Below are 19,996 nucleotides of genomic sequence, written 5' to 3'. Positions count from 1 at the left end.
TTAGGCTATTTTTTTAGAAAAATGTTCCACACTTAGCTCAGAAGAGCCTAAAAATACATAAATATTTACAAATTGAACGTTTTTTACGAAAAAAAATGCGTTTAAGTGCAAAGAACGGCAAATTTCTCTAAAAAAGCCAATTTTATCATAATCCAATCTGGAATGATATTGTATATTTCATCCCGCGTTGGAGGTTCCAACACTTTATTATATCCCCCGACAGGGGCCCGCAGTATAATACTGCACCGAGCAAAAGGCTTGGTTTATGGGGCATGCGTTCCATAGGTAAGGCTATGGGAAAAATCAAGGGAAAGGATTCCGGCTCAAGGGCCGGAATGACAAATGCAGCACCGCATCCGTCTGCGGAATCGGGTTTAGGAGAAATTGTATTCTATCAGCCGGAAGGTGATGTTCGGCTAGAGGTTCGTGTCGAAAATGATACTGTGTGGCTAAATCGACAACAACTAGCCATATTATTTAATCGTGATATTAAGACAATTGGAAAACATATTTCCAATACGCTAAAGGAAGAATGCCATAATTCAGTTGTCGCAAAATTTGCGACAACTGCAGAAGACGGAAAGACATATCAGGTTGAACATTATGATTTAGATATTATTTTATCCGTTGGTTACCGCGTCAAATCTGCAAATGGAGTAAGATTCCGTCGTTGGGCTAATCAGGTCTTGAAGGACTACATGCTCAAAGGTTATACCGTAAATCAACGGATGGTTGCAACTGGAATGCAGATAGCCAATAGGTTTCAGGAACAACGGCAACTAATTGAAAATCAGGGCGCAAAACTTGAAAATGTTGAAACTCGTCTTTCGACAGTTGAAAAGCATATTGAGTTCTTTGTGAAAGCTGCGCAAACCCCGACGGGTGGCATCCTTGCGACGGGAACTCGGTTTGACGGGCTTGCTCTGATTGCTGATTTAGTGAAATCGGCGAAGCGGTCTGTAGTGTTTATCGATCCATTTGCAACAATTGAAATTTTAAAATTTGCCGCAATGCGAACAAAAGGAGTAACTGCGGTTATTTATTCCGCACATATCACACCAGAATTTAAAGCTGCCAAGGAATTGCACAACAAGCAATATCCCGGCCTGGAGTTGAAAACTATGCGAACCATTCATGACCGTTTTTTGCTTGTGGATGATACCGTTTATCACTTTGGGGCTTCTTTTAAAGATATGGGTAACGAGATGACTGCATTTAGCGTTTTGAATTTTGTAACACCCGAAGAAGTTATTGCTAAAATCCAGGAAAGTATGAAGGGGAAATAAACGGATTCCCCATAGTCCATTTGGAGTGGTTTTTTGTGCGGGTTTCGGCTACTTTTGGCGCATGAAAAACGCTGATTTTGTTGACCGTTTGAGTCTCGCCGAAATGGGCGAGAATCGTTGCGGGACGGTCGCCCAGATTGAGGGTGATTCCCGCTTTATTTCAAGAATCGTTTCTATCGGGCTTACGCCGGGTTCCGCCTTTACGCTCCTCAAGAATGACGGGCGCTTGCCAGTGCTCGTTTTTTTGCCGCGATACGGTTATCGCTGTCTACCATAAGGAATGTTCACAGATTTTTGTCAAGGTAGAATCGTAAAAATGAGCGAAATCAAGACTATTGCCTTGCTCGGGCAACCCAATTCCGGTAAATCGACGTTTTTTAACAACTTAACGGTGCTTCACCAGCGTGTGGGCAACTGGCCCGGCAAAACGGTGGTGCAGGCCGAAGGTGAATTTGTTTTTGACGGTACGACGTATAAAGTAATTGACCTTCCGGGTAGTTACGGACTTTCGGCGAACTCCGAAGAAGAAGTCGTCACGCGCGACTATATTCAGAGCGGTAAGGCGGATCTCGTGTGCATTCTGGTGGATGCTTCGCAGCTGGAACGCAGCCTTTACATGCTGGCAGATTTTGTGGGCATTCGCATACCTGTGATGCTGGTGCTCAACATGATGGATGTGGCCGAAGCAGCTGGCAAGAAGATTGATGTAGCTGCGATTGAAAAGCGCCTCGGCGTTCCGGTGCTTGGCTTCAGTGCGGCCGAAACGGAACGTTATCCTGAATTTTTCAAGAAGATGGTTTCGGCCATCAAGACGCCTGTTTGCTTGGATAGCGGGAGCCTGCGCGAGGAACTCGTTGGCGGGGACGAGTTTGCCTCAAAAACGGATAATCTCGTTAGCCGCATCGAGGTTGCCCTCGGCGACTTTGAATATGGCGTTTGCGAAAGAATCTGGATTGCGGAAAAACTTCTCGAAAAAGACAAACTCATTTGCGGTATCGTGAATGAATTGCTTCCGTTCGCTAGGAAAAATGCGATTGATGCAATCCTCGATAGCGACGAAGGGCGCGACGGCGGTATTCCTACTGGTGAAGCCAAGTATCGCTGGGTTTCAAAGATTGTGCGTGAATCGGCGACGCCCAAGTCCATCGAGAAGGTCTTTAGCAAGTGGGACCGCATTGCCACGCACCATATCAAGGGCAAGTTCTTTGCATTCGGAATCATGGTCGTTTCGCTGATTGCGTGCATGATTCTCGCTTTCCCGGGCATGGGAATCGGTTTTGGAATGCAGCCTGTATTGCAGTCGCTCGTAGAACGCGCTGGCAATGCGATCGAGCCCGTGACGATGTTCTTTGGCATGCGCTGGGAACTTTTCATTTCTTATTTGGGCGGCATGTTCAGTAAGGAAGCTTCGCTTGGCATCATGAGCACGCTCTTCAACCACACCGGCGAGGCGTTTTCTCTTGGGCTAGCTTTTATCGGCTACCACATGGGATTGCTGATTTTCTAACGGAAAATTTTATAGCGCGCTGTCGAGCACCATCATGAGCGTGAAGCCCACGGCAAAAAGAATGGTGCCGGCATCAAAATGCTCTCCTTCGCTGACTTCGGGGAGCATTTCTTCGATTACGACATAAATCATGGCACCTGCCGCAAGCGAGAGCAGGTAGGGCATAAATGGCGAAAGTGCTTCGGCCGCAAGCAGCGTGATCAACGCGCCTACGGGTTCTACGGCACCGGAAAGCGCGCCAAGAGCAAATGCCTTTTTGCGGGAAGCCCCTTCGGCACGGAGCGGGAGCGAAACCACCGCCCCTTCAGGAAAATTCTGGATGGCAATGCCTATGGCAAGCGCAAACGCTCCTGAAAGCGTGATGGCCGCATTCCCCGAAAGCCAGCCCGCGAAAACGATGCCGACAGCCATGCCCTCGGGCAAGTTGTGCAAAGTTACTGCTAGCGTGAGCATGGTCGTGCGCTTGAGTTTTGCCTTGGGGCCTTCTGGCGTGGCGCTATCCAAATGCAAGTGTGGCGTTATTTTGTCTAAAATGTACAGGAACAGGATGCCGGCCCAGAATCCGACCGTCGCCGGGATGAAAGCCAGTTTGCCCATCGATTCGCTCGCGCTGATTGCGGGCAAAAGTAGGCTCCAGACGGAGGCCGCCACCATGACGCCCGCCGCAAACGACAAAAGGCCACGTTTGAGATTTTGCCCCATCTGCTTCTTCGTAAAGAAAACACATGCGGCACCGAGAACCGTCCCTAAAAACGGGATGGCAAGACCTTGGATAATTTGTAATATGGGCTCGTTCATGTTCCAATTATAGTATAAAAATGTGGAGAAATCTACTCCTGTCAGTTGCGGACCTAAAAAAGAATTCCAAATTTGTAGATTAAAACCAGTAATTTATGGAAAAAATGCTGATTTGAATATGCAAAATTTGAAAAATTTGTTGATTTTATTCTGCGAAAATGTTATATTTCAAGAAAAAGAGGCTTGGTATGGAGCAACTTTACTAAATTTTCATGGATCGCCTGGCCAGGACCGATACAAAATTCGTCCGTTACCTGCACAGCAAAATCAATTGGAATTCCAGACTAGTCGTCGTAACTGGGGCAAGGGGCGTTGGCAAAACGACCATGCTCCTTCAGCACATCAAGTTGAGCGAAGCCGAATCGAGTTCCTTATACATAAGCGTAGACAACATCTATTTTACAGGCAACAGCTTATACGATGTCGCGTCGAAATTTCATAAGTTGAACGGACAACACTATGTTGCTCCCCGTCGGACGGCAAGCCCGATGTTGGCAACTTGCGTGAGACCGCATTCCTTTCGCTGATGCGCGTAAACAACCGCGTAGCATCTTCGCCTGTTTCTGATTTCTCGATAGACGGCATGACCTTTGAGGTTGGTGGCAAGAACAAGAAGAAAAAGCAGATTGAATCTGTCGAGAACGGCTTTGTCGTCAAGGACGATATTGAGCACGGGTTTCTCAACACGATTCCGCTGTGGGCATTCGGATTGAACTATTAGAAAATCATTGAACTCATTGACCGCTCCGAAGACCTGAAGGCTTCTATCCAGAGCCGCGCCGAACGCCTGGCCGACGGAATTGTGCCGTTCAGCTTTATCGGATTCGGGCTCACGCTCCTGTTTACGCGTAACATTACCAAGGCGGAACCGAAGCTCGAACGCGTGATTCCGTTCGGCGACCGCAGCGAAGAAGAAATTCTGCGCATTGCGGCCTGCATCGAGGAGCATTTTCCGCACAGCATGGCGCGTGCCATTGTGCGCGGGGCCGCTGAACGGGGAATCGACCACGAAGAGGAACACGCCGATGTCAAATACATTGTGGCGCATGGAATCGCGACGACCCTCGACGGTGAACGCGCCGTTATCGGTAGCAAGCATTTCGTCGTCGAAGACGAAAAAATTGCAGTGGGCGAGGCGGAACAGAAAAAAATCGACGAACTCGCCGGAGCTGCATCCGTGATTTACCTTGCCATTGGCGGGAACCTTGCGGGCGTGCTTTGCATTAGCGATCCTCCGCGAGACGAAGCGGCTGAGGCCATTCGCATGCTGCGCGAACGCGGAATCAAGCATGTGGCGATGATTACCGGCGATAGCCAGAAGGCCGCTGAACGCACGGCGCAACTTTTGGGCATCGACACCTTCTTTGCGCAGGTGCTGCCCGAAGACAAGCACCGCTATGTGGAAAAAATGAAGGCCGAAGGCCGCCGCGTGATTATGGTGGGCGACGGAATCAACGATGCGCCCGCATTGGCCGCCGCGAACGTGTCGGTTGCCATGAGCGATGCCAGCGACATTGCCCGCGAAACCGCCGACGTGACCCTCCGCAGCGAAGACCTGCGCGACCTCGCCGAACTCCGCGCATTGAGTACGCAGCTCATGGAACGCATCCAGGCGAACTACCGCTTTATCGTCGCCTTCAACACGTCGCTCCTGGCAGCAGGTTTCTTCGGAATGCTTGCCCCCTCGACCTCGGCCCTGCTGCATAACCTCTCGACCATGGCGATTTGCGCCAAGAGCATGACGCCGCTGAAGCGGGCGTAGGCTCGCGACAATCAAAATCGCCTAAATTACGCCAAAAGCGCCAAAAAGGTAGTCTATGGACTACCTTTTTGCTTGGATTTTGATAAAATTCTATACATTTGTTCATTATTTAAAGTGCGGGAAAATGTCAAAATGACTTGATTTTATGTGCGGAAAAATGTTGCATAACGCTCAAAATATGTGCGGAAAAGTGTATTGCTAGCTTGATTTTATGTGCGGAAAAATGTATTAAACAAAGATAAAGCATGCTTGTAAAAGGGTTTTGCCCTGACTTTATGCAAAAATGCTGATTTTAACGCAAAAAGGGGCTTTATGGCTTTTCCCGGTCGCTCCATTCGCTTATCGATGAAAGCGGAATCGATTATGCACTTCGACTTTACAGCGGCCCGAAATCCATCGAAAAAAACGAAACACCCAAGGGACACAAGCCCAACACGCTAGTGAATCTGCCGCTTTACTATGCGGGAAGGCTCATTCGGAAAATAGCACGGAAATTCAACTAAAAACACTCTTCGTCGTCAATTTTGACACCCAAAAGAACTATATTTCCTAACGACATAGCCCAGTTGTCACATAACAATGATGACTGGTCGCCAGTTATTTTGAGTTTAGCTCTTATTCTCTCTTTTCGGAAAGTCTGGTAAATTTTTAGAACTAGCGAGAATAAGACGAACGCTCGCGCACTTTTAGGGCGTGGGTCGTTTGTGCTTATGCTAGTTATAGGTTTACCAGAGCCTCGAAAAGAGTAAACGCATTCGACCCCACGCCTTTTCTTTTTTCTCGAAGACAAGGCTACTCACATAGGAATGACGACCTATGTGAGGATTTTCTCATATCGTCATATAAGGAGGCATCCTATGCCTGTAAAATTGAAAAAAGACAAACGCCTAGATGTATTTCAGGCATATCTTGTCGATGGTGCGGAATTTCGAGGAGAATTCGATATTCCCTTGGTTGGAAATACTGACGCCATTCCTGATTTGATGGTTCCATTTTCAATCGCCATATCTAAAAAGTACGCACCCAAACACCCTGAAAGATATTTTGTGCACTTCTTTGATAGCGATTACAAGTTCATTGCGTTTGCGCGAAACCCCAAGCGATATCTGAAACGGCTTAAACGATATGCGGGGATTGTCGCTCCCGATTTAAGCGTCTATTACGATATGCCTCGAGCACTGAAACCGTCGCAGGTTTATTTCGCACGGGCATTGACATTTTTCTGCCAGCAAAATGGATTGACCGTAATCCCGCTTGTGCGTTTTGACAAAGATGAATGGAGCGACAGATTTCTGTTTGACGGAATCGAAAGCCCGGAATGTGTATTCGTCAGCCCTTACGGATGTCAGAACGAAGAAAGCTCACGAGACGTTTTTTACAAAGGTTTAAAGAAAATGATAGACAAACTCCACCCCAAAACTCTGTTGTTCTTTGGGATAATGCCTGACGATATGAAAGCATATTGCAGAATGAAGGAAGTCAATGTCATCGAATACAATGTTGAGAACCGCGGCGATAAAATTTCCTCCCGAATTACCGACGATAGCGACATAACCGATTTGCCTCTTTTTGCAAAATAAAGAATGCTTGAACCTTGGACAACAGAAAACAAAGAAATACTCCCGTTCAAAGAACGGTATTCTTTGATGTTGTCTGATCGTAAAAAATGCCCTATTTCAACTTTAGATACTTCAGCAAACTGTATTTTAAAATATATCAATCTAAGAGGATACAATCAGAATCTAAAAGAACTCATTCACAAAACAGGTGTCCCAAAATCAACATTTTCAAAAATGAAGAAGGATAAAGATTACAAGTTTGACATAAGAACACTTGTTGCACTAGCCATAGGCTTGAATATAGACACTGAACGATTTGAACTAATTGTGAAAAAAGCAGGATTGTCATTAAACGAGTCCAAAGAACATGTATTCTATAAACTGTTGATTGAAAATCATGGAGCAATGACAATGGAGCAAGTAAATCAAGAACTGGAACGACACGGATTCTCTATTCTAGCAGGAAAAAAGAAGGATACACCAAATAAAAATCAACAAAAAGTTTCTCATTAAGAAACTTCAAATATAATTTTTCAAAAAAAAATAAAGGAGACTGAACACTTAATTTCGAAATCTGCTTAAAATCGTTATTTTTCAGTTTCTCATCAAGAAATGCAAAATTCCGAACCCATTCTTAAATTCCCCCTAAAAAAGAGGTTTTCGAATGGGATCAGATTACAGTGGATTGTTCTCTGGCACTAGAGGTTCTGCAAACAGTCCCTATCACCGCGATGCAAGGGTTATGCATTCGCGAGTAAAAGAATGGGCTGGGAAAGAAGTGGAAAAATTGCAGGCAAAGTCTAGCAATAAGCGCCGGAATTTTAATACAGCCAGCATTGTTTACGATAACGAAAGTGGTCGATACTTCTACGGAAGAAACAAAGGAATAGAGATAAACGGCGATGCGAAAAACCCCAAGTTATTCGGTGAAAACGGAATACTGCCAAAACATTCCTTAAACAGATTGGCTGTAGGCAATTGTGCGGAAGTTGACGCAATCAACCAGGCGTTAAATGCAGGGGCAAAACTAGAAAATTTATATATTTCTACCATACATGCAACACGGGAAAACTTTGGAGAGCCCAAGTCCGCTTGCGAAAACTGTACCTTTGCGTTTATGGGTAGAATAGAAAAAAATCATACAGGATGGAAATTCTAATGAATACAAACACGATTATAGAACTGCTAAAACAGGTTTCTTGGACAGGTCGCTTCGCCTATGCACTAATGTGCGGGGAGAAGTATCTCACCAGCAAATACCCACACAAGGAATGGGGAAAGCTTTTTTCCCTGCTTTGGAAAGCAACAAGTCTTGAAACCTTAGACGAATGGTCCGAAAAGGTTGTCGATATTTTGCCCGAGTGCTTTTTTGAATTTGATAGTTTCGAAAAGTCAGATTTCAACCACCTGACAAAAGCCGATTATGAGAAATTCCAGGTCCTGTACCAAGGGCTCGGGAGCGATTTCACGCAATTAATCGAATACATCTACAAAATATTTGAGGATTGCGCATACGCAAGTATCGAGGGCTCTGGGCAAAAATCACTGAGCACCATTGCCTGTATTTTAAAGATGCTCGAAGACGAATCTATCCCCGCACCCGACCCGCAATTGGTAGCATTTTCCAAATTCAGCGAAAAGAATGGCTGGGGAGATCCGTTCAACGGAACGAAGCTATCGATGGTGCTGAAAGGGTGAAAATGAGGTGATTTGTTCACGATTTACACCGAGCAGTGAACAAAAATCAATCTTTCGTTCGTTTAAACAAGTTTTTAAAATCATTAACATCATCTTTGTATTCACGAGTTTTACCTTTTAAGGATTTATGATTGCTATTCCCCATAAATCCTCGAATACTCCATTTATAATTTACCTTCTCGGAAAAAGAAAAAATTTTTGAAACTCTGAATACAGCCATATAACTTCCTACTCCCCGAACAATTCATCAAGCTTCTGCTTTAGTGTTCCTTCTTTTGCGTAGGGCAAAGCATCGAATTGCCTAAAGTTATGCTTGAGTTCGTCGGTGTTGTCGGCGAAGCCCAAGATAAAACTTGTAGCAATCTTGTAGATGATTTCAGTCGGAGCAAGGCCATATACCTGATGTTCAAAGATATGTCTTAGACGATCCTTGTCATTGGGGAACTGCTCTTTCATTTTCTTGCTCTGATAGAGTCTCTTGACAATCTCCGTAATATACAAGCCTGATTTCATGTATAGGTCGATGAAGGTCTTGTCCTTATCATCGAAGCAACCGGGATTTTCCTGTTCCAGCATATCGACCATGCGTTTCACGACATCTTTCGGCGTGAAGATTTGGTTCGTTTTCTGCGGCGGGATATAATCGAATATGTCCTCGATACTCTTTTCGTCAAAGTAATCAGCCAATTTCTTTTTAAGTGACAGGAATTCTTTTACGGAATCATCAAAAACAACGGAATCAAAGAGTTGTCCCTTGAATTCCTTTTCTTCGCCAGTTTCGGAATCCTTGTATTTGCCGCCATCACGCAAAAAGCGGAATTGTTCCAAGGTGATGCTAGTGACTTCAAGGAATACGTTGCCAGGAATCTTGTTGTCGAAGGTAGCAAGTGTTACTGTTACGTCACCATAAGCCATCAGGAACGAAGGAATTGTGCGAGAGAAGCCGCGCAGGTGATCACGAATTCCGTCTTCGATGGTATCGCGTTCGCGTTCCTTGATTTTTGTCTCAACAGTTTTAACTGTTTCCTTGACAGAATCCTTTGCGAAATCATCGACTACAGAATTGATTTCTGCCTTGAACTTGGTCCTCGCTTCTTCCTGCTTTTTCTCGAACTCTTTTTCAATTTGCTTCGTAGTCTTGCCGGTTTCGTGTCTGTTTTGCAACGCCTTGACACGTTCCTGTTCAATCACATTCTGTTCTATTTCGTAATTCTTTACGGTTTTATCTACAATGCGGTCCACTTCGGAATTCAGCCTCGATTCCACTTGGCGTTTATCCGAAGGTTTCATGTCGGAGCCGTAATTATCTTGAACTGTCTGAACGATGTCCTGAACAACTTGATTCTTCACAAAGTCTTTTAGACGGTCATTTAAAGTATTAGGTTTCTCCGATTGCTGAACTTCGGCAATCACTTCCTCCATTCCGCCCTTGACATCATAGCGTTTGGGACCAAAGATATCGGCGGCAACGCCAATTACATATTCATCGTCCAAATTGACATTGCCATTTTCATCAAGTCCTAAGTCCTTCTTGACTTCTTCAGACAAATTGACGTTCTGTTTAGGTTTTTGTTCTCCGACAGAATCAAATTGCTCAATAATATCGAGAACTTCCTTGGGTGCAGAGAACACGTTATTGATGTTCTGGAACAAAAAATTGCTCATGAAGCCTCTGCGAACCACTTCGACGGACTTAATCTTGCGGGGTATTGAGAGAACCTTTTCGGCGTCTAGTTCAATGAGTTCTCCGTTTTCGTCTTCACCGATGACCGGGAAGAAGTTGAGCAGTTCACGAATATTTTGCTTTCGGGCCTCCGCATCACCACGACCAGATGACATATTGGGCGAAAGGTCATTTGCAAATTCTTCGAAAATGATAAGCGTTCTTGCCGGGTCAAAGTCAAAAACGTATGCATTTTCTTTGCGTTTGCTTTTCATACCGATACGGAACAGACAAGGATTCTGCGCCCTGAAAGCGGCCTGCATATAAAGCGAGGGCGATTTCACATTGCTAAGTATGAGCACAGCCGTCCATTCAGGAATGGTAACACCGGTGGTAAGCTGACCTACAGACAGTGTAATCGTCTTATCGTTTTCGGCAATCGCTTTCTTGACCTTATCAAAAGATTTCTCGTTCTCGTCGTCATCGTCAACGCGACCATCGCCTGCGGCAAGGACTATCTCGTAATCCTTAAAGACAGGATGTTCGTGTAGTTTCTTTGCCAAAAGTCTTGCGCTTTCGACCCTGTCAAGGAGCCAGAAGGAGTGCTTAATTTCATCGCGCAATTCCTGCGTCGAGAACGGGAATCTTTTCTGTGTCGTGAGAGCGTCTAGGAATTTATCGACAGAAGAACTATGGACGAATTTTCCATTTTCAACCTTGAAAAATTCATTAAGGTCAAATGCATATTCTACCGTTTCACCGTTAAGTTCCATTTTCTGCGAAAGTTCATCACGAACAATCTCCGACATTTGATAGGTATAGAGGTTAAGCGTCGGAAGTACTGCATACGGGTTCTCTATTTCGTTAGAATTGTCCCAATCACGTTTGCTTTTCTGCTCATCGGCGTAAGTGTAGTTGAATATGGCGTCGTCGCTGAACTTATTGTTCGCAAGAGCCTTGAATGGCGTTCCTGAAAGATGTAGCGTAAAATTGCGCTTGATGCGGTCAAAAGCCACGTCAGTCTTGTAAGTATCAACGCCTTCGTGGGCTTCGTCGATAACAAGCAAGTCCCAGTTGGTATCCTTGATTTCTTGGAGTTTATCGAACTTGCCACCGAAATAGACAGAGCCTTTCAAGTCCTGAAGCGATGCAAAGTAGATAAGGCCGAGTCCGGGCAACTTTTTCTTTTCGCGAGATTTCTTGTCTTTTGCAAATTCGTCATAAGAGATGACGTTTTTCTTGTTCCTGACACCGTCAACATCGCTTACGAAGAAATACTTTGATTCACGCCCGATGAACTTTGCGTAATCCGAATACCAACTGTTCGCGATGGCGGGCCTGTTTGTCACAATAAGGACAGTCTTGGCGCCGATTCGCTTCATAAAGTCATAGACGGCCAAAGTCTTTCCGAAGCGTGGCTTTGCATTCCACAGGAATTCTCCTTTTTTATGGGATTCCTTGTAAGCTTTGGTCAACGATACGGCTTTTTCTTGTTCGGCACGGAGAATGTATGGGATAATCGCCGATTCCTGTTCAAAGATTCCGCGATTAAGACGAAAATCGTAAAACTTGGATCTTGAATCTTTCGGGGTTATGTAGAACCATTCGTTTCGATCGTTCTTGTCAAAATATTCATTCCCCAAATCCATTGGCTGCTTGATATCGTTCTTGCGCAAGTAGGCGTGGAAGGCATGGTCGTCGAAAGTTTCTCCCGAACCATCGTCAAAGACAGCGTTGCCTTGCCATTCGATTTTAGCCTTGACGCCTGCGGTATGCGTTTGTTGGTAAACACGATCTTCGACTTTCTGTTCCGTATAACCGATTTTGGTATAGCCTTCGTGGTAGGTGATACCCGGAGTGGTATAGGCGTATATCATCGGGACAACATCTTTCGCTGTCTTGATATTTGGAGTCTGCATAGCCATTATTCCATCTCCTTTACATGAGTTTCGATGAATTCTATTTCTTCGGGTGAAAGGCTGTATTTATCGTATAGTTGTTTGTCGATTTCTGGAATAGATTTGGACCAGTCTATATCGGATTGCGAAGTGAAATCTTGGAGGGGGACGTATTTGAATTTTTGTGGAGTGATTGCTTGTGTTGCTTTTAAAACGCCTAACATAAAGCGCATAAATTTTGTTTTTATGAAGAAACATGCATGTTCGGCTTCAATACGATTACTAAATGTACCAATACTTAAAAATGACTCCGTTGAGCCAACACCAATATCACCAATTGTCGGTGCTCCACAAATACGTGCTGGAACGGGTTTTCCAATTGTTCCCGCAGCTCCGTCCGCACCCGCAATGAAAATTTTATAGCGGTCAACGTTATCAGGAGCAAGAATAAATTCGCGTTTTACATATCTAATTGTTCTATCGTTGTTTTGTCGACCATAGATCCGCAACATATTCGGTTCAGTTTGTGTTTCATGGAATATGCTTGGCATTAATTCAAAAACATTTGACTTTAAATCGTAATCGTGTCCTTCACTGAGAGTTCCTTTTAATTCGGGATATTGCTCGTATAGATTTGACGAAAAATGATAAGAATATGCAGATTTGACAATGTCAGAGAAAGATTTGAATCCATTAAATTCAGTCACTTTCTTTCTTATTGAATTAACTTCTGAAAAAGATGAAAAGACTTCTATCGGTACAAATGTTTTATTATGGTCGTGGTACGTAATGGCGATACCACCAGTAATAGAGGTGTTTGGAAATATTTCTTTTGCATCAGACCTATATTCTAAGACACGGAAGTGGTCGTCATTCAGCATTTTATTATTCCAGGCTTTGGGTGTTGATCCTGCATTAAACAAGAACCGTCCTGGATGAACTAATTCTGTTGCATTTGCGATTTTATACGCTTCATCAATAAAAACATTATATATCTGGGGAGCATAGTTTTTATTATCTCCGATTGTTTCATCTTGATAAGGCGGATTTCCAATAGCGAAATCAAACTTCATTTTACCGACCTTCCTTTATACTTCTGTATGTATAGGACCTTCTTCTTGTCCAGTCAAAAATTTTGCAGTCCATTTCTTCCGGTTCGCTGTCGTTGTCGCCAACCGTAAAATCGAACATATTGAGCGTTCGCTCTTCTTTCGGTTTTCCGAAGGGAACCTTGCCCGTAATGCCGTCCATTTGCCAAATGTTCCAGGCGATGATGTTCGCCACTTTCTGGAGTTCGCCTTCTGTCGGGACTCGTTTCCAACGGTCCTGCATGTAATCCACGAAGGTGATGAGCAGGTTGATGCGGGCGATAAGCAGGTTGTCGCCCTGGAATTCGTAACCATACACGCTCTGGAACGCTCGGTACGTCCATTTGAGCCAATCGTTTTTGTTATCAGTGTTCTCGTTCACCACACGCAATTTGCGGTCAAGTATGCCGATGCGTTTTTTTATCGGGATGATTTCTGCGGTGGTGGTATCGTATCGCGAAACGATGTATGGAGCTTCGCCGCAAGTAATTTCGAGGCGTTTTGAATCCACGTATTTTTGCCAATCGTTTTCATTTTCGAACTTGATTGGTTTTGATGTCGGTTTCCACGATTGACCGTCTTCGGTGTTGAATAAGTTTTCGCGGCCGAACCATTCTGCATCGCAGTGGTTGTTCATCTTGTTGCAAATCCACGACGGTGTGAAGACTTCCGCACGCGCTCGGGTGCGTTCCGCCTGTTTTTCAAGTGACTTTGCAACTCTCGGTTGGATTAGGTCTGCGCCGATGGACTGGAGCAGTTCTTCTGTTATTTGCTTTGTCTTGCCAAAAATGCGGCCCCGCCTTGTGCGAGCTGTTGTCGCAAGAATAATGTTCTGGCCCGTTGTCTTGTCTTTGACAAGGGTCTTGAGAACTACGGAAACCGGGTAGTTGTTGATGTCTATCAGCGTCTTCATTTAACTCCGTCGCAAACCCGCATACGGAGTAAATGAATGTCAGGAGTTTCAGCTGAGCAACAAAAAAAGGCGTGGCATCGCTGAAGCGCTTACTGTACTTCGAGGCTCGGCAAAGCCATGTATACCAATAAACGCAAACGACCCACGCCCCAATCGGGACGTGAGCAGTTTACCCTATTCTCGTATACGTGAAATTTTGCCGATTTCGAAGTAGAGACTAGAGCAAATACTCAATAAAACGGGCGCCCAAGGTGTAAGCCGAGGGCTATGTGCATCTTAAAATAGCATTAAAATGCGACAAATAAACTCGCAACCGCATTTTTTTTGAAAAAATACTCAAAACTCTTGACAACTGGCTTTAAATTTTATACATTTGTGCAGTAGTTTCTGTTTTTTCCGCTTGTAAACAGACGAGGTCGATATGAGTAAGCTAAGAAATGAGCCGAACATGGCTGTGGAAGCAGTTCCGAATAAAGCCGTTCCGCCCGAAAAGCCTGAATTTTCCCTGATAGACGAAGCTTTTCTCAAGTCGCGGATATATACTATTCGCGGGCTCAAGGTCATGCTTGACGCTGATTTGGCGGAAATTTATGGGTATGAAACAAAGGCCTTCAACAGACAAGTTAAGAACAATATTGAAAAATTTGATGGCGATTTTCGATTACAATTGACCAAAGAAGAATACAACGAGATTCTAAGGTGCAAAAATTGCACCCTAGAACAGGGAAAATACTCAAAATTTCTTCCTTTCGCCTTCACCGAACAGGGCATCTACATGCTCATGACAGTCTTGAAGGGCGAACGGGCTGTCGCTCAGAGCAAAGCACTCATCCGTCTTTTCAAGCAGATGAAGGACTACATTGTCGCCGAGAACCAGCAGTTGCTCGGGAATGTGGGAATTCCTGAAATCGCCATGCAGACGGCGCAGAACGCAAAGGTCCTCGCGGAACATTCTATTGATATCAAAACACTCTCCGGCGAAGTCCGCAATATCCACGAGCATCTTGGAAAGGTTGATTTGAGCCTGCAGAAAGTCATGGAAAACTTTATTGACCCCACACGACCTACAAGCATTTCCTGATTCTTGACGGACAGAGGCTGGACGCCGATGTCGCCTATACGCAAATTTACGGTATGGCGAAGAAGTCCATCACTATTATCGATGACTATGTCGATGTAAAGACGCTTGACCTGCTGCGCGGAATCGCTAGGGGCGTTTCCGTAATGATTTATAGCGATGAAAATGGCTATGAATCGCTGACTGAACAGATTAAGAAAGATTTTTTGAAGGCTCGTCCTGATGTTAAATTCGACAACAAAAAGACGAAGGAAAAGTTCCACGACCGCTATATCTTTCTGGACTATGGATTAAGAGGAGAAAAACTTTTCCACTGTGGCGCATCAAGAATAAAATACGAAGACCGAGAGCAGCGGCAATGCTTGCATTGACATTGCCGAGGTCAAGTATTTTGGCTTGTAGAGCAACGATGCTGGCAACGAAATCACTACCATCATGCAGATTGAAAACACGGAAATTTATCATGTTTTGATGGAAAAATTATTAGTCAATCCTCGTTTATAATTCTGTACGGTTTCCACATTTTGCTTTTCCCGTCTCAAATCAACGTGTCAAAATAGGCTTTTAATGCGACAAAAGATGTCGCGATGCTTCTGCTTTTGCGTTTTTTTGGTGAAAAATGTAGGACAACTTGAATAGTAAACAAAAACGCCCCTGCTCAGAGCTACTTGAGCGGGGCGCAATCGTTCCCAAAGAGACACAAGGAGGGAATTGGATTTTTGCTTCAACCAGACAAGCCTGAGTCCGAAAGCTATGGCGACATTCTGAATTAGACTTGTCTAACTAAAAGTTAAATAAATTTAACTGCAAAAACAAGGGGAAAAAACCAAAACAATGTAAATTTTCCGTTTCAAAGTTAGATTAGTCTAAAAAAGTGTGGCTATTGTAATATTTTTAGCCTTGCCTAATTAGTTTTATTAAACTATATTAGCCGCGTCTAAATAAGGCTGTTGAAATGGACCATACAAAACTGACTCAAAGCTTAGAAGACTACTTGGAAATGGTGCACATGCTGCGCCTAGCGAACGGGCTTGCCCGCGTCAAGGATATTGCCGCGGCTCTCGGCGTGAAAATGCCGTCGGTTGCAAAGGCCATGGTGGAACTCAAGAAGATGGGCCTTGTGAGGCAGGAACCCTACAGCGGCGTGGAACTCACCGAAGAGGGCGAACGCGTTGCCGCCATGATTCTGAACCGCCATATCCTTCTGAAGGGATTCCTGATTAAACTAGGCGTGTCCGAAGCCATAGCCGACAAGGATGCTTGCAGTATGGAACATATCCTTTCTGCAGAAACGCTCGGTAAGATTGAAGATTTTGTGAAACCGTCGAATGCGATTGCCTCGGCAAAAGTTTCTTCGGTGAAAAAACTAAGGGTTGTCAAAAACACAAAGTAAACAGGAAGGCTCCGCTCAAGAGTTTTCTCGTTTTTATATGAGGATGATATGAGCTGTAATTGTGGTTGCGGCGGAAAGTCGCAAACGAAAAAGTGGAGTACCGAGCCCAAGTTCTCGGAACTCAAGAAGGGCGACAAGGTAGAGATCGTCGGTTATAACGAGGGCGATTCTGCTTACAAGTCCAAGTTGCTTTCGATGGGCCTTGTGCGTGGCGTTCAAATGGAAGTCTTGCAGGTGGCCCCACTCGGCGACCCGATCGAAGTGGCGGTGCTTTCTTATAGGCTCTCGCTCCGTAAAGAAGAAGCCAACGTTCTCAAGCTGAGGAGGGTATAATGGCTGCCAGAAAACTTTTGACGATTGCAATTGCCGGTAACCCGAACTGCGGTAAGACGGCTCTCTTTAACGCGCTTACGGGTGCCCGCCAGCATGTGGGTAACTGGCCCGGCGTGACGGTCGAAAAGAAGGAAGGTTACTTTGAACTGGGTGACCGCCAGATTCGCCTGGTGGACCTTCCGGGTACTTACGCTTTGTTCGCAAATGCCGAAGATGAACGCGCTGCTGTCGATTACTTGCTCAGCCGCGAAGCGAGCTTGATTATCAACATCGTCGATGCGACGAACCTGGAACGCAACCTGTTCCTTACGAGCCAGCTTGCCGACATGAAGATTCCGATGGTGATTGCCGTCAACATGATGGATATTGCCGAAAATCGCGGAATCCAGCTGGATCTCGACGAACTTTCTGATTTCTACGGCGTGCCGTGCATTCCGCTGTCTGCCGTGAGCGAAAAGAGCGTCACCAACTTTATTAGCCAGATGGGCCACGTGCTTGCGCGCCCGATGCCGCTCCCGAAGCAGATGGTTTACGGCGACAAGGTCGAAGAGGCCGTGAAGGTTTTGGAACCGAAGGTGGCTCCGGTCGCAAAGCTTTTGGATGCGGACTCCCGTTGGGTTTCGCTCATGTACTTGGGCAACGAAAAGAGCTATGCGGATAAGTTTGCCGAAGCGGGCGTGAAGCTTGACAAGGCCGAAGTTGTTAAGATTCTGGGCGAAGAGCCGGAATTCGCAATGGCTGAAAACCGCTATTCCATTTCTCACGAGGTGGCGGGGAAGGCGACTGTTTCTGTCCGCACGAAAAAGACATTCTCCGACAAACTGGATGCCGTTCTTTTGAACCGCTGGGCGGCTCTCCCGATTTTCTTGGTCGTCATGTATCTGGTGTTCTGGATTGCGGTGACGATCGGTTCTGCGTTCATTGATTTCTTTGACGTGCTGTTCGGTGCGATTTTCGTGGATGGCCTCGGCTACCTGCTGGGCGATGTACTCGGCTGCCCCTCCTTTGTCACGGCCATTCTCGCCGACGGTATCGGTGCCGGTATTCAGACGGTTTCGACCTTCATCCCGGTCATCTTCTTCATGTTCCTGTGCCTTTCGTTCTTGGAAGACTCGGGTTACATGGCCCGCGCGGCTTTCGTTGCGGACCGCTTCATGCGTTTCCTCGGGCTCCCGGGTCGTGCCTTCGTGCCGATGATGGTGGGCTTCGGTTGCGGCGTGCCGGGCATTATGGGCTCCCGCGTGCTGGAATCCAAGCGTGAACGCTTCCTCACCATCTTCTTGGTGCCGTTTATGAGCTGCGGCGCACGCCTGCCGGTGTATGCACTGTTTGCGGCGGCATTCTTCGGCAAGATGGCGGGCACGGTGGTGTTCCTGCTTTACCTTGCCGGCGTGCTGTTCGCTATCGCTTACGGCTTGTTCCTGAAGAAGTCGCTTTTCCAGGGGCAGGCCTCTAACTTTGTGATGGAACTTCCGCCGTATCACTTGCCCAAGTTCAAGTCCTTGATGATCCACTGCTGGCAGCGCCTGCGCGACTACATTTGGCGCGCCGGTAAGGTGATTACCATTGCCGTTGCCGTGCTCGGGTTCCTCAACAGTTTCGGTATTGTCGAGAAGATGTATGTTGATATTGACGGCACGGCGACCGAAATTGTCCAGGCCGAAGACGGCTACCAGATGGTCAAGGAAAACGAAGCAGGCGAGGCTGAAAATGTTGCTCTCCCCGAAGGTTTCGTTGTTGACGAATCCAAGGTGGTGAAGTCAAACGAGTTCACCGCCGGTAACGGCGATTCCGAAAACAGCTTGCTTTCTATAATCGGTAAGGCCATTACGCCGGTATTCGAACCCTTCGGTGTCGAGCGTGAAAACTGGCCTGCATCCGTGTCACTGTTCACGGGCCTTTTGGCCAAGGAAGCCGTTATCGGTACCATGAACTCGCTCTATTCCATGGCGGGGGAGAATAATTCGGAATCCGGAATTCAGAATTCGGAATCGAATGAAGATGGCAAGGCTGCGGAACCTGCTGCAGATGCTTCGACAAGCTCAGCAACCGATAAACCGCTTATCGCGGGCATCGACGAATGCCCCGCCGAAGAAGAAGAAGGCGGCGCTCCCGACATCAAGGGCGCTGTGCTCGAAGCCCTCGGCTCGATTCCTGCTAACCTCGCCGAAGTCTTCGGCTCGCTTACCGACCCGCTGGGAACCACCGGCGAATTGGAAGGCCAGGAAGCCGCAGAACTCAAGAAAGAAACTCTTGACAAGATTACCGACGCCAAGGTGCTGACCTGCGAAGAATATGCTGCCATCGAAACCTTCGGCGAAGAAGAAGAGGATGAAAAGACCCGCGAAGCCGTGTTCGCAAAGCTCGCTGCCGCAGGCCTCGAACTCTCCGAAGACGAAATGCTCGCTCTCGAAGAAGGCGACCTTTCCGAAACCGCCGACATCTATGCTAACCTCCGCTCTTACTTCCACAATCCGGATAAGAACGGTAACCCGGTGGATGGCTTTAACTGGCAGGTGTTCGCATTCCTCATCTTTATCTTGCTCTATGTGCCTTGCCTTGCTGCAATGGGTGTCGTAGCCCGTGAAATCGGCCTCGGCCTTGCTATCCTTATGGCAACGGTTCAGACGATTCTTGCTTGGGCTGTGGCTGTTCTCCTTTACCAGGTGCCGGTTGGAGGCGATACCAAGTGGATTGTCGCAGCCATCGCAGTGCTCGTGGGTACGGGGATTTTCCTCAAGCTCTTCGGCATGAAGGCGAATAAAGAAAAGCGCTTCGAAGACTAAATTTCGATAGATCCCCGCCTGCGCGGGGATGACGATGAGTGAATTGGGCTGGTGGGGCCCAAACCTGCCAGCCCTTCATTAAAAATCTTGAATTAGACTAGTCTAATTTCTGGAACTAAACTGAAACATCTTGGCACGCATTTTGCAACAATAGCATACAGAAGGCGATAGCCAAGCTTTTTTGGAGGCTTCTGCAGTTTGTGTGGAGGGGTTGGGAGGAGTCTAAGCAGCGGT

18 protein-coding genes and 1 pseudogene are annotated in these 19,996 nt (G+C 46.2%); 14 read left to right on the top strand and 5 right to left on the bottom strand.

The annotated features are described in order from the left end of the window. Positions 1-293: 293 nt before the first annotated feature. The 3 genes from rhuM to Q0P86_RS13980 all read left to right on the top strand — a co-directional run bounded on the left by rhuM (position 294) and on the right by Q0P86_RS13980 (position 2,793). On the top strand, positions 294-1,286 hold the full coding sequence (rhuM, locus tag Q0P86_RS13990) for a RhuM family protein (RefSeq protein WP_295040280.1): 993 nt from the start codon (positions 294-296) through the stop codon (positions 1,284-1,286). A gap of 61 nt (positions 1,287-1,347) precedes the next feature. Continuing rightward, positions 1,348-1,563: a ferrous iron transport protein A gene (locus tag Q0P86_RS13985; RefSeq protein ID WP_295040278.1), complete on the top strand. Its 216-nt coding sequence runs from the start codon at positions 1,348-1,350 to the stop codon at positions 1,561-1,563. A 39-nt stretch (positions 1,564-1,602) separates the two neighbouring features. Then, positions 1,603-2,793: a FeoB small GTPase domain-containing protein gene (locus tag Q0P86_RS13980; protein ID WP_295040277.1), complete on the top strand. Its 1,191-nt coding sequence runs from the start codon at positions 1,603-1,605 to the stop codon at positions 2,791-2,793. A 9-nt stretch (positions 2,794-2,802) separates the two neighbouring features. Here the strand turns inward: Q0P86_RS13980 and Q0P86_RS13975 are convergent, their stop codons facing one another. Beyond that, entirely contained in the window at positions 2,803-3,591 is a 789-nt protein-coding gene (locus Q0P86_RS13975) for a ZIP family metal transporter (RefSeq protein ID WP_295040275.1), read from the bottom strand. 212 nt (positions 3,592-3,803) lie between these two features. On the opposite strand from Q0P86_RS13975, the pseudogene Q0P86_RS16940 reads away from it, so the two are divergent. From Q0P86_RS16940 to Q0P86_RS13940, 6 genes and pseudogenes are all read left to right on the top strand, one after another. After that, a pseudogene (locus Q0P86_RS16940) lies at positions 3,804-4,312 on the top strand (AAA family ATPase). An 81-nt stretch (positions 4,313-4,393) separates the two neighbouring features. Beyond that, the gene (locus Q0P86_RS13960) at positions 4,394-5,353 is read left to right on the top strand and encodes an HAD-IC family P-type ATPase (protein ID WP_295040270.1); all 960 of its coding nucleotides are present in this window, start codon (positions 4,394-4,396) and stop codon (positions 5,351-5,353) included. Between the two features lie 857 nt (positions 5,354-6,210). After that, on the top strand, positions 6,211-6,933 hold the full coding sequence (locus Q0P86_RS13955) for a DUF4417 domain-containing protein (RefSeq protein ID WP_295040268.1): 723 nt from the start codon (positions 6,211-6,213) through the stop codon (positions 6,931-6,933). Positions 6,934-6,936: 3 nt separating this feature from the next. Continuing rightward, positions 6,937-7,425 carry a hypothetical protein gene (locus Q0P86_RS13950; RefSeq protein WP_295040267.1) on the top strand — a complete coding sequence of 163 codons (489 nt, stop codon included), beginning with the start codon at positions 6,937-6,939 and terminating at the stop codon, positions 7,423-7,425. Positions 7,426-7,576: 151 nt separating this feature from the next. Then, positions 7,577-8,071, top strand: a complete 495-nt coding sequence (locus Q0P86_RS13945; RefSeq protein ID WP_294114462.1) for a hypothetical protein — start codon at positions 7,577-7,579, stop codon at positions 8,069-8,071. Then, positions 8,071-8,610 carry a hypothetical protein gene (locus tag Q0P86_RS13940; protein ID WP_295040265.1) on the top strand — a complete coding sequence of 180 codons (540 nt, stop codon included), beginning with the start codon at positions 8,071-8,073 and terminating at the stop codon, positions 8,608-8,610. Before Q0P86_RS13945 ends, Q0P86_RS13940 begins: the two co-directional genes overlap by 1 nt. Positions 8,611-8,656: 46 nt before the next feature. On the opposite strand, the gene Q0P86_RS13935 is transcribed toward Q0P86_RS13940, so the two are convergent. The 4 genes from Q0P86_RS13935 to Q0P86_RS13920 are packed head-to-tail and all read right to left on the bottom strand — an operon-like array spanning position 8,657 to position 14,172. After that, the gene (locus tag Q0P86_RS13935; RefSeq protein WP_295040263.1) at positions 8,657-8,830 is read right to left on the bottom strand and encodes a hypothetical protein; all 174 of its coding nucleotides are present in this window, start codon (positions 8,828-8,830) and stop codon (positions 8,657-8,659) included. Positions 8,831-8,838: 8 nt separating this feature from the next. Beyond that, positions 8,839-12,198, bottom strand: coding sequence for a DEAD/DEAH box helicase family protein (locus Q0P86_RS13930; RefSeq protein WP_295040261.1), 3,360 nt, complete (start codon positions 12,196-12,198; stop codon positions 8,839-8,841). Then, on the bottom strand, positions 12,198-13,244 hold the full coding sequence (locus Q0P86_RS13925) for an Eco57I restriction-modification methylase domain-containing protein (RefSeq protein WP_295040259.1): 1,047 nt from the start codon (positions 13,242-13,244) through the stop codon (positions 12,198-12,200). The genes Q0P86_RS13930 and Q0P86_RS13925 overlap by 1 nt, the downstream gene beginning before the upstream one ends. A gap of 1 nt (position 13,245) precedes the next feature. Beyond that, positions 13,246-14,172: a hypothetical protein gene (locus Q0P86_RS13920; RefSeq protein WP_295040257.1), complete on the bottom strand. Its 927-nt coding sequence runs from the start codon at positions 14,170-14,172 to the stop codon at positions 13,246-13,248. Between the two features lie 421 nt (positions 14,173-14,593). Between Q0P86_RS13920 and Q0P86_RS13915 the strand changes: the two genes are divergently transcribed. From Q0P86_RS13915 to feoB, 5 genes are all read left to right on the top strand, one after another. Continuing rightward, positions 14,594-15,253: an ORF6N domain-containing protein gene (locus Q0P86_RS13915; RefSeq protein ID WP_295040255.1), complete on the top strand. Its 660-nt coding sequence runs from the start codon at positions 14,594-14,596 to the stop codon at positions 15,251-15,253. A gap of 53 nt (positions 15,254-15,306) precedes the next feature. After that, on the top strand, positions 15,307-15,621 hold the full coding sequence (locus Q0P86_RS13910; protein ID WP_295040253.1) for a hypothetical protein: 315 nt from the start codon (positions 15,307-15,309) through the stop codon (positions 15,619-15,621). Positions 15,622-16,205: 584 nt separating this feature from the next. After that, a complete protein-coding gene (locus tag Q0P86_RS13905) occupies positions 16,206-16,643 on the top strand; it encodes an iron dependent repressor, metal binding and dimerization domain protein (RefSeq protein ID WP_072978751.1) in 438 nt (145 codons plus the stop codon). A gap of 48 nt (positions 16,644-16,691) precedes the next feature. After that, the gene (locus Q0P86_RS13900; RefSeq protein ID WP_295040251.1) at positions 16,692-16,976 is read left to right on the top strand and encodes a FeoA family protein; all 285 of its coding nucleotides are present in this window, start codon (positions 16,692-16,694) and stop codon (positions 16,974-16,976) included. After that, positions 16,976-19,762 (top strand): ferrous iron transport protein B, encoded by a 2,787-nt coding sequence (gene feoB, locus Q0P86_RS13895; protein ID WP_295040249.1) that lies wholly within the window; start codon positions 16,976-16,978, stop codon positions 19,760-19,762. The genes Q0P86_RS13900 and feoB overlap by 1 nt, the downstream gene beginning before the upstream one ends. Positions 19,763-19,996 lie beyond the last annotated feature (234 nt).

Source organism: uncultured Fibrobacter sp., from assembly GCF_946062555.1.
Classification (GTDB): domain Bacteria; phylum Fibrobacterota; class Fibrobacteria; order Fibrobacterales; family Fibrobacteraceae; genus Fibrobacter.
This window is presented reverse-complemented; position numbering and strand designations above follow the sequence as displayed.

Bases quoted from the DNA above. Each gene is read 5' to 3' on its own strand.
- rhuM (WP_295040280.1), top strand. From the start codon at position 294: ATGGGAAAAATCAAGGGAAAGGATTCCGGCTCAAGGGCCGGAATGACA.
- Q0P86_RS13985 (WP_295040278.1), top strand. From the start codon at position 1,348: ATGAAAAACGCTGATTTTGTTGACCGTTTGAGTCTCGCCGAAATGGGC.
- Q0P86_RS13980 (WP_295040277.1), top strand. From the start codon at position 1,603: ATGAGCGAAATCAAGACTATTGCCTTGCTCGGGCAACCCAATTCCGGT.
- Q0P86_RS13975 (WP_295040275.1), bottom strand. From the start codon at position 3,591: ATGAACGAGCCCATATTACAAATTATCCAAGGTCTTGCCATCCCGTTT.
- Q0P86_RS13955 (WP_295040268.1), top strand. From the start codon at position 6,211: ATGCCTGTAAAATTGAAAAAAGACAAACGCCTAGATGTATTTCAGGCA.
- Q0P86_RS13950 (WP_295040267.1), top strand. From the start codon at position 6,937: ATGCTTGAACCTTGGACAACAGAAAACAAAGAAATACTCCCGTTCAAA.
- Q0P86_RS13945 (WP_294114462.1), top strand. From the start codon at position 7,577: ATGGGATCAGATTACAGTGGATTGTTCTCTGGCACTAGAGGTTCTGCA.
- Q0P86_RS13940 (WP_295040265.1), top strand. From the start codon at position 8,071: ATGAATACAAACACGATTATAGAACTGCTAAAACAGGTTTCTTGGACA.
- Q0P86_RS13935 (WP_295040263.1), bottom strand. From the start codon at position 8,830: ATGGCTGTATTCAGAGTTTCAAAAATTTTTTCTTTTTCCGAGAAGGTA.
- Q0P86_RS13930 (WP_295040261.1), bottom strand. From the start codon at position 12,198: ATGGCTATGCAGACTCCAAATATCAAGACAGCGAAAGATGTTGTCCCG.
- Q0P86_RS13925 (WP_295040259.1), bottom strand. From the start codon at position 13,244: ATGAAGTTTGATTTCGCTATTGGAAATCCGCCTTATCAAGATGAAACA.
- Q0P86_RS13920 (WP_295040257.1), bottom strand. From the start codon at position 14,172: ATGAAGACGCTGATAGACATCAACAACTACCCGGTTTCCGTAGTTCTC.
- Q0P86_RS13915 (WP_295040255.1), top strand. From the start codon at position 14,594: ATGAGTAAGCTAAGAAATGAGCCGAACATGGCTGTGGAAGCAGTTCCG.
- Q0P86_RS13910 (WP_295040253.1), top strand. From the start codon at position 15,307: ATGGCGAAGAAGTCCATCACTATTATCGATGACTATGTCGATGTAAAG.
- Q0P86_RS13905 (WP_072978751.1), top strand. From the start codon at position 16,206: ATGGACCATACAAAACTGACTCAAAGCTTAGAAGACTACTTGGAAATG.
- Q0P86_RS13900 (WP_295040251.1), top strand. From the start codon at position 16,692: ATGAGCTGTAATTGTGGTTGCGGCGGAAAGTCGCAAACGAAAAAGTGG.
- feoB (WP_295040249.1), top strand. From the start codon at position 16,976: ATGGCTGCCAGAAAACTTTTGACGATTGCAATTGCCGGTAACCCGAAC.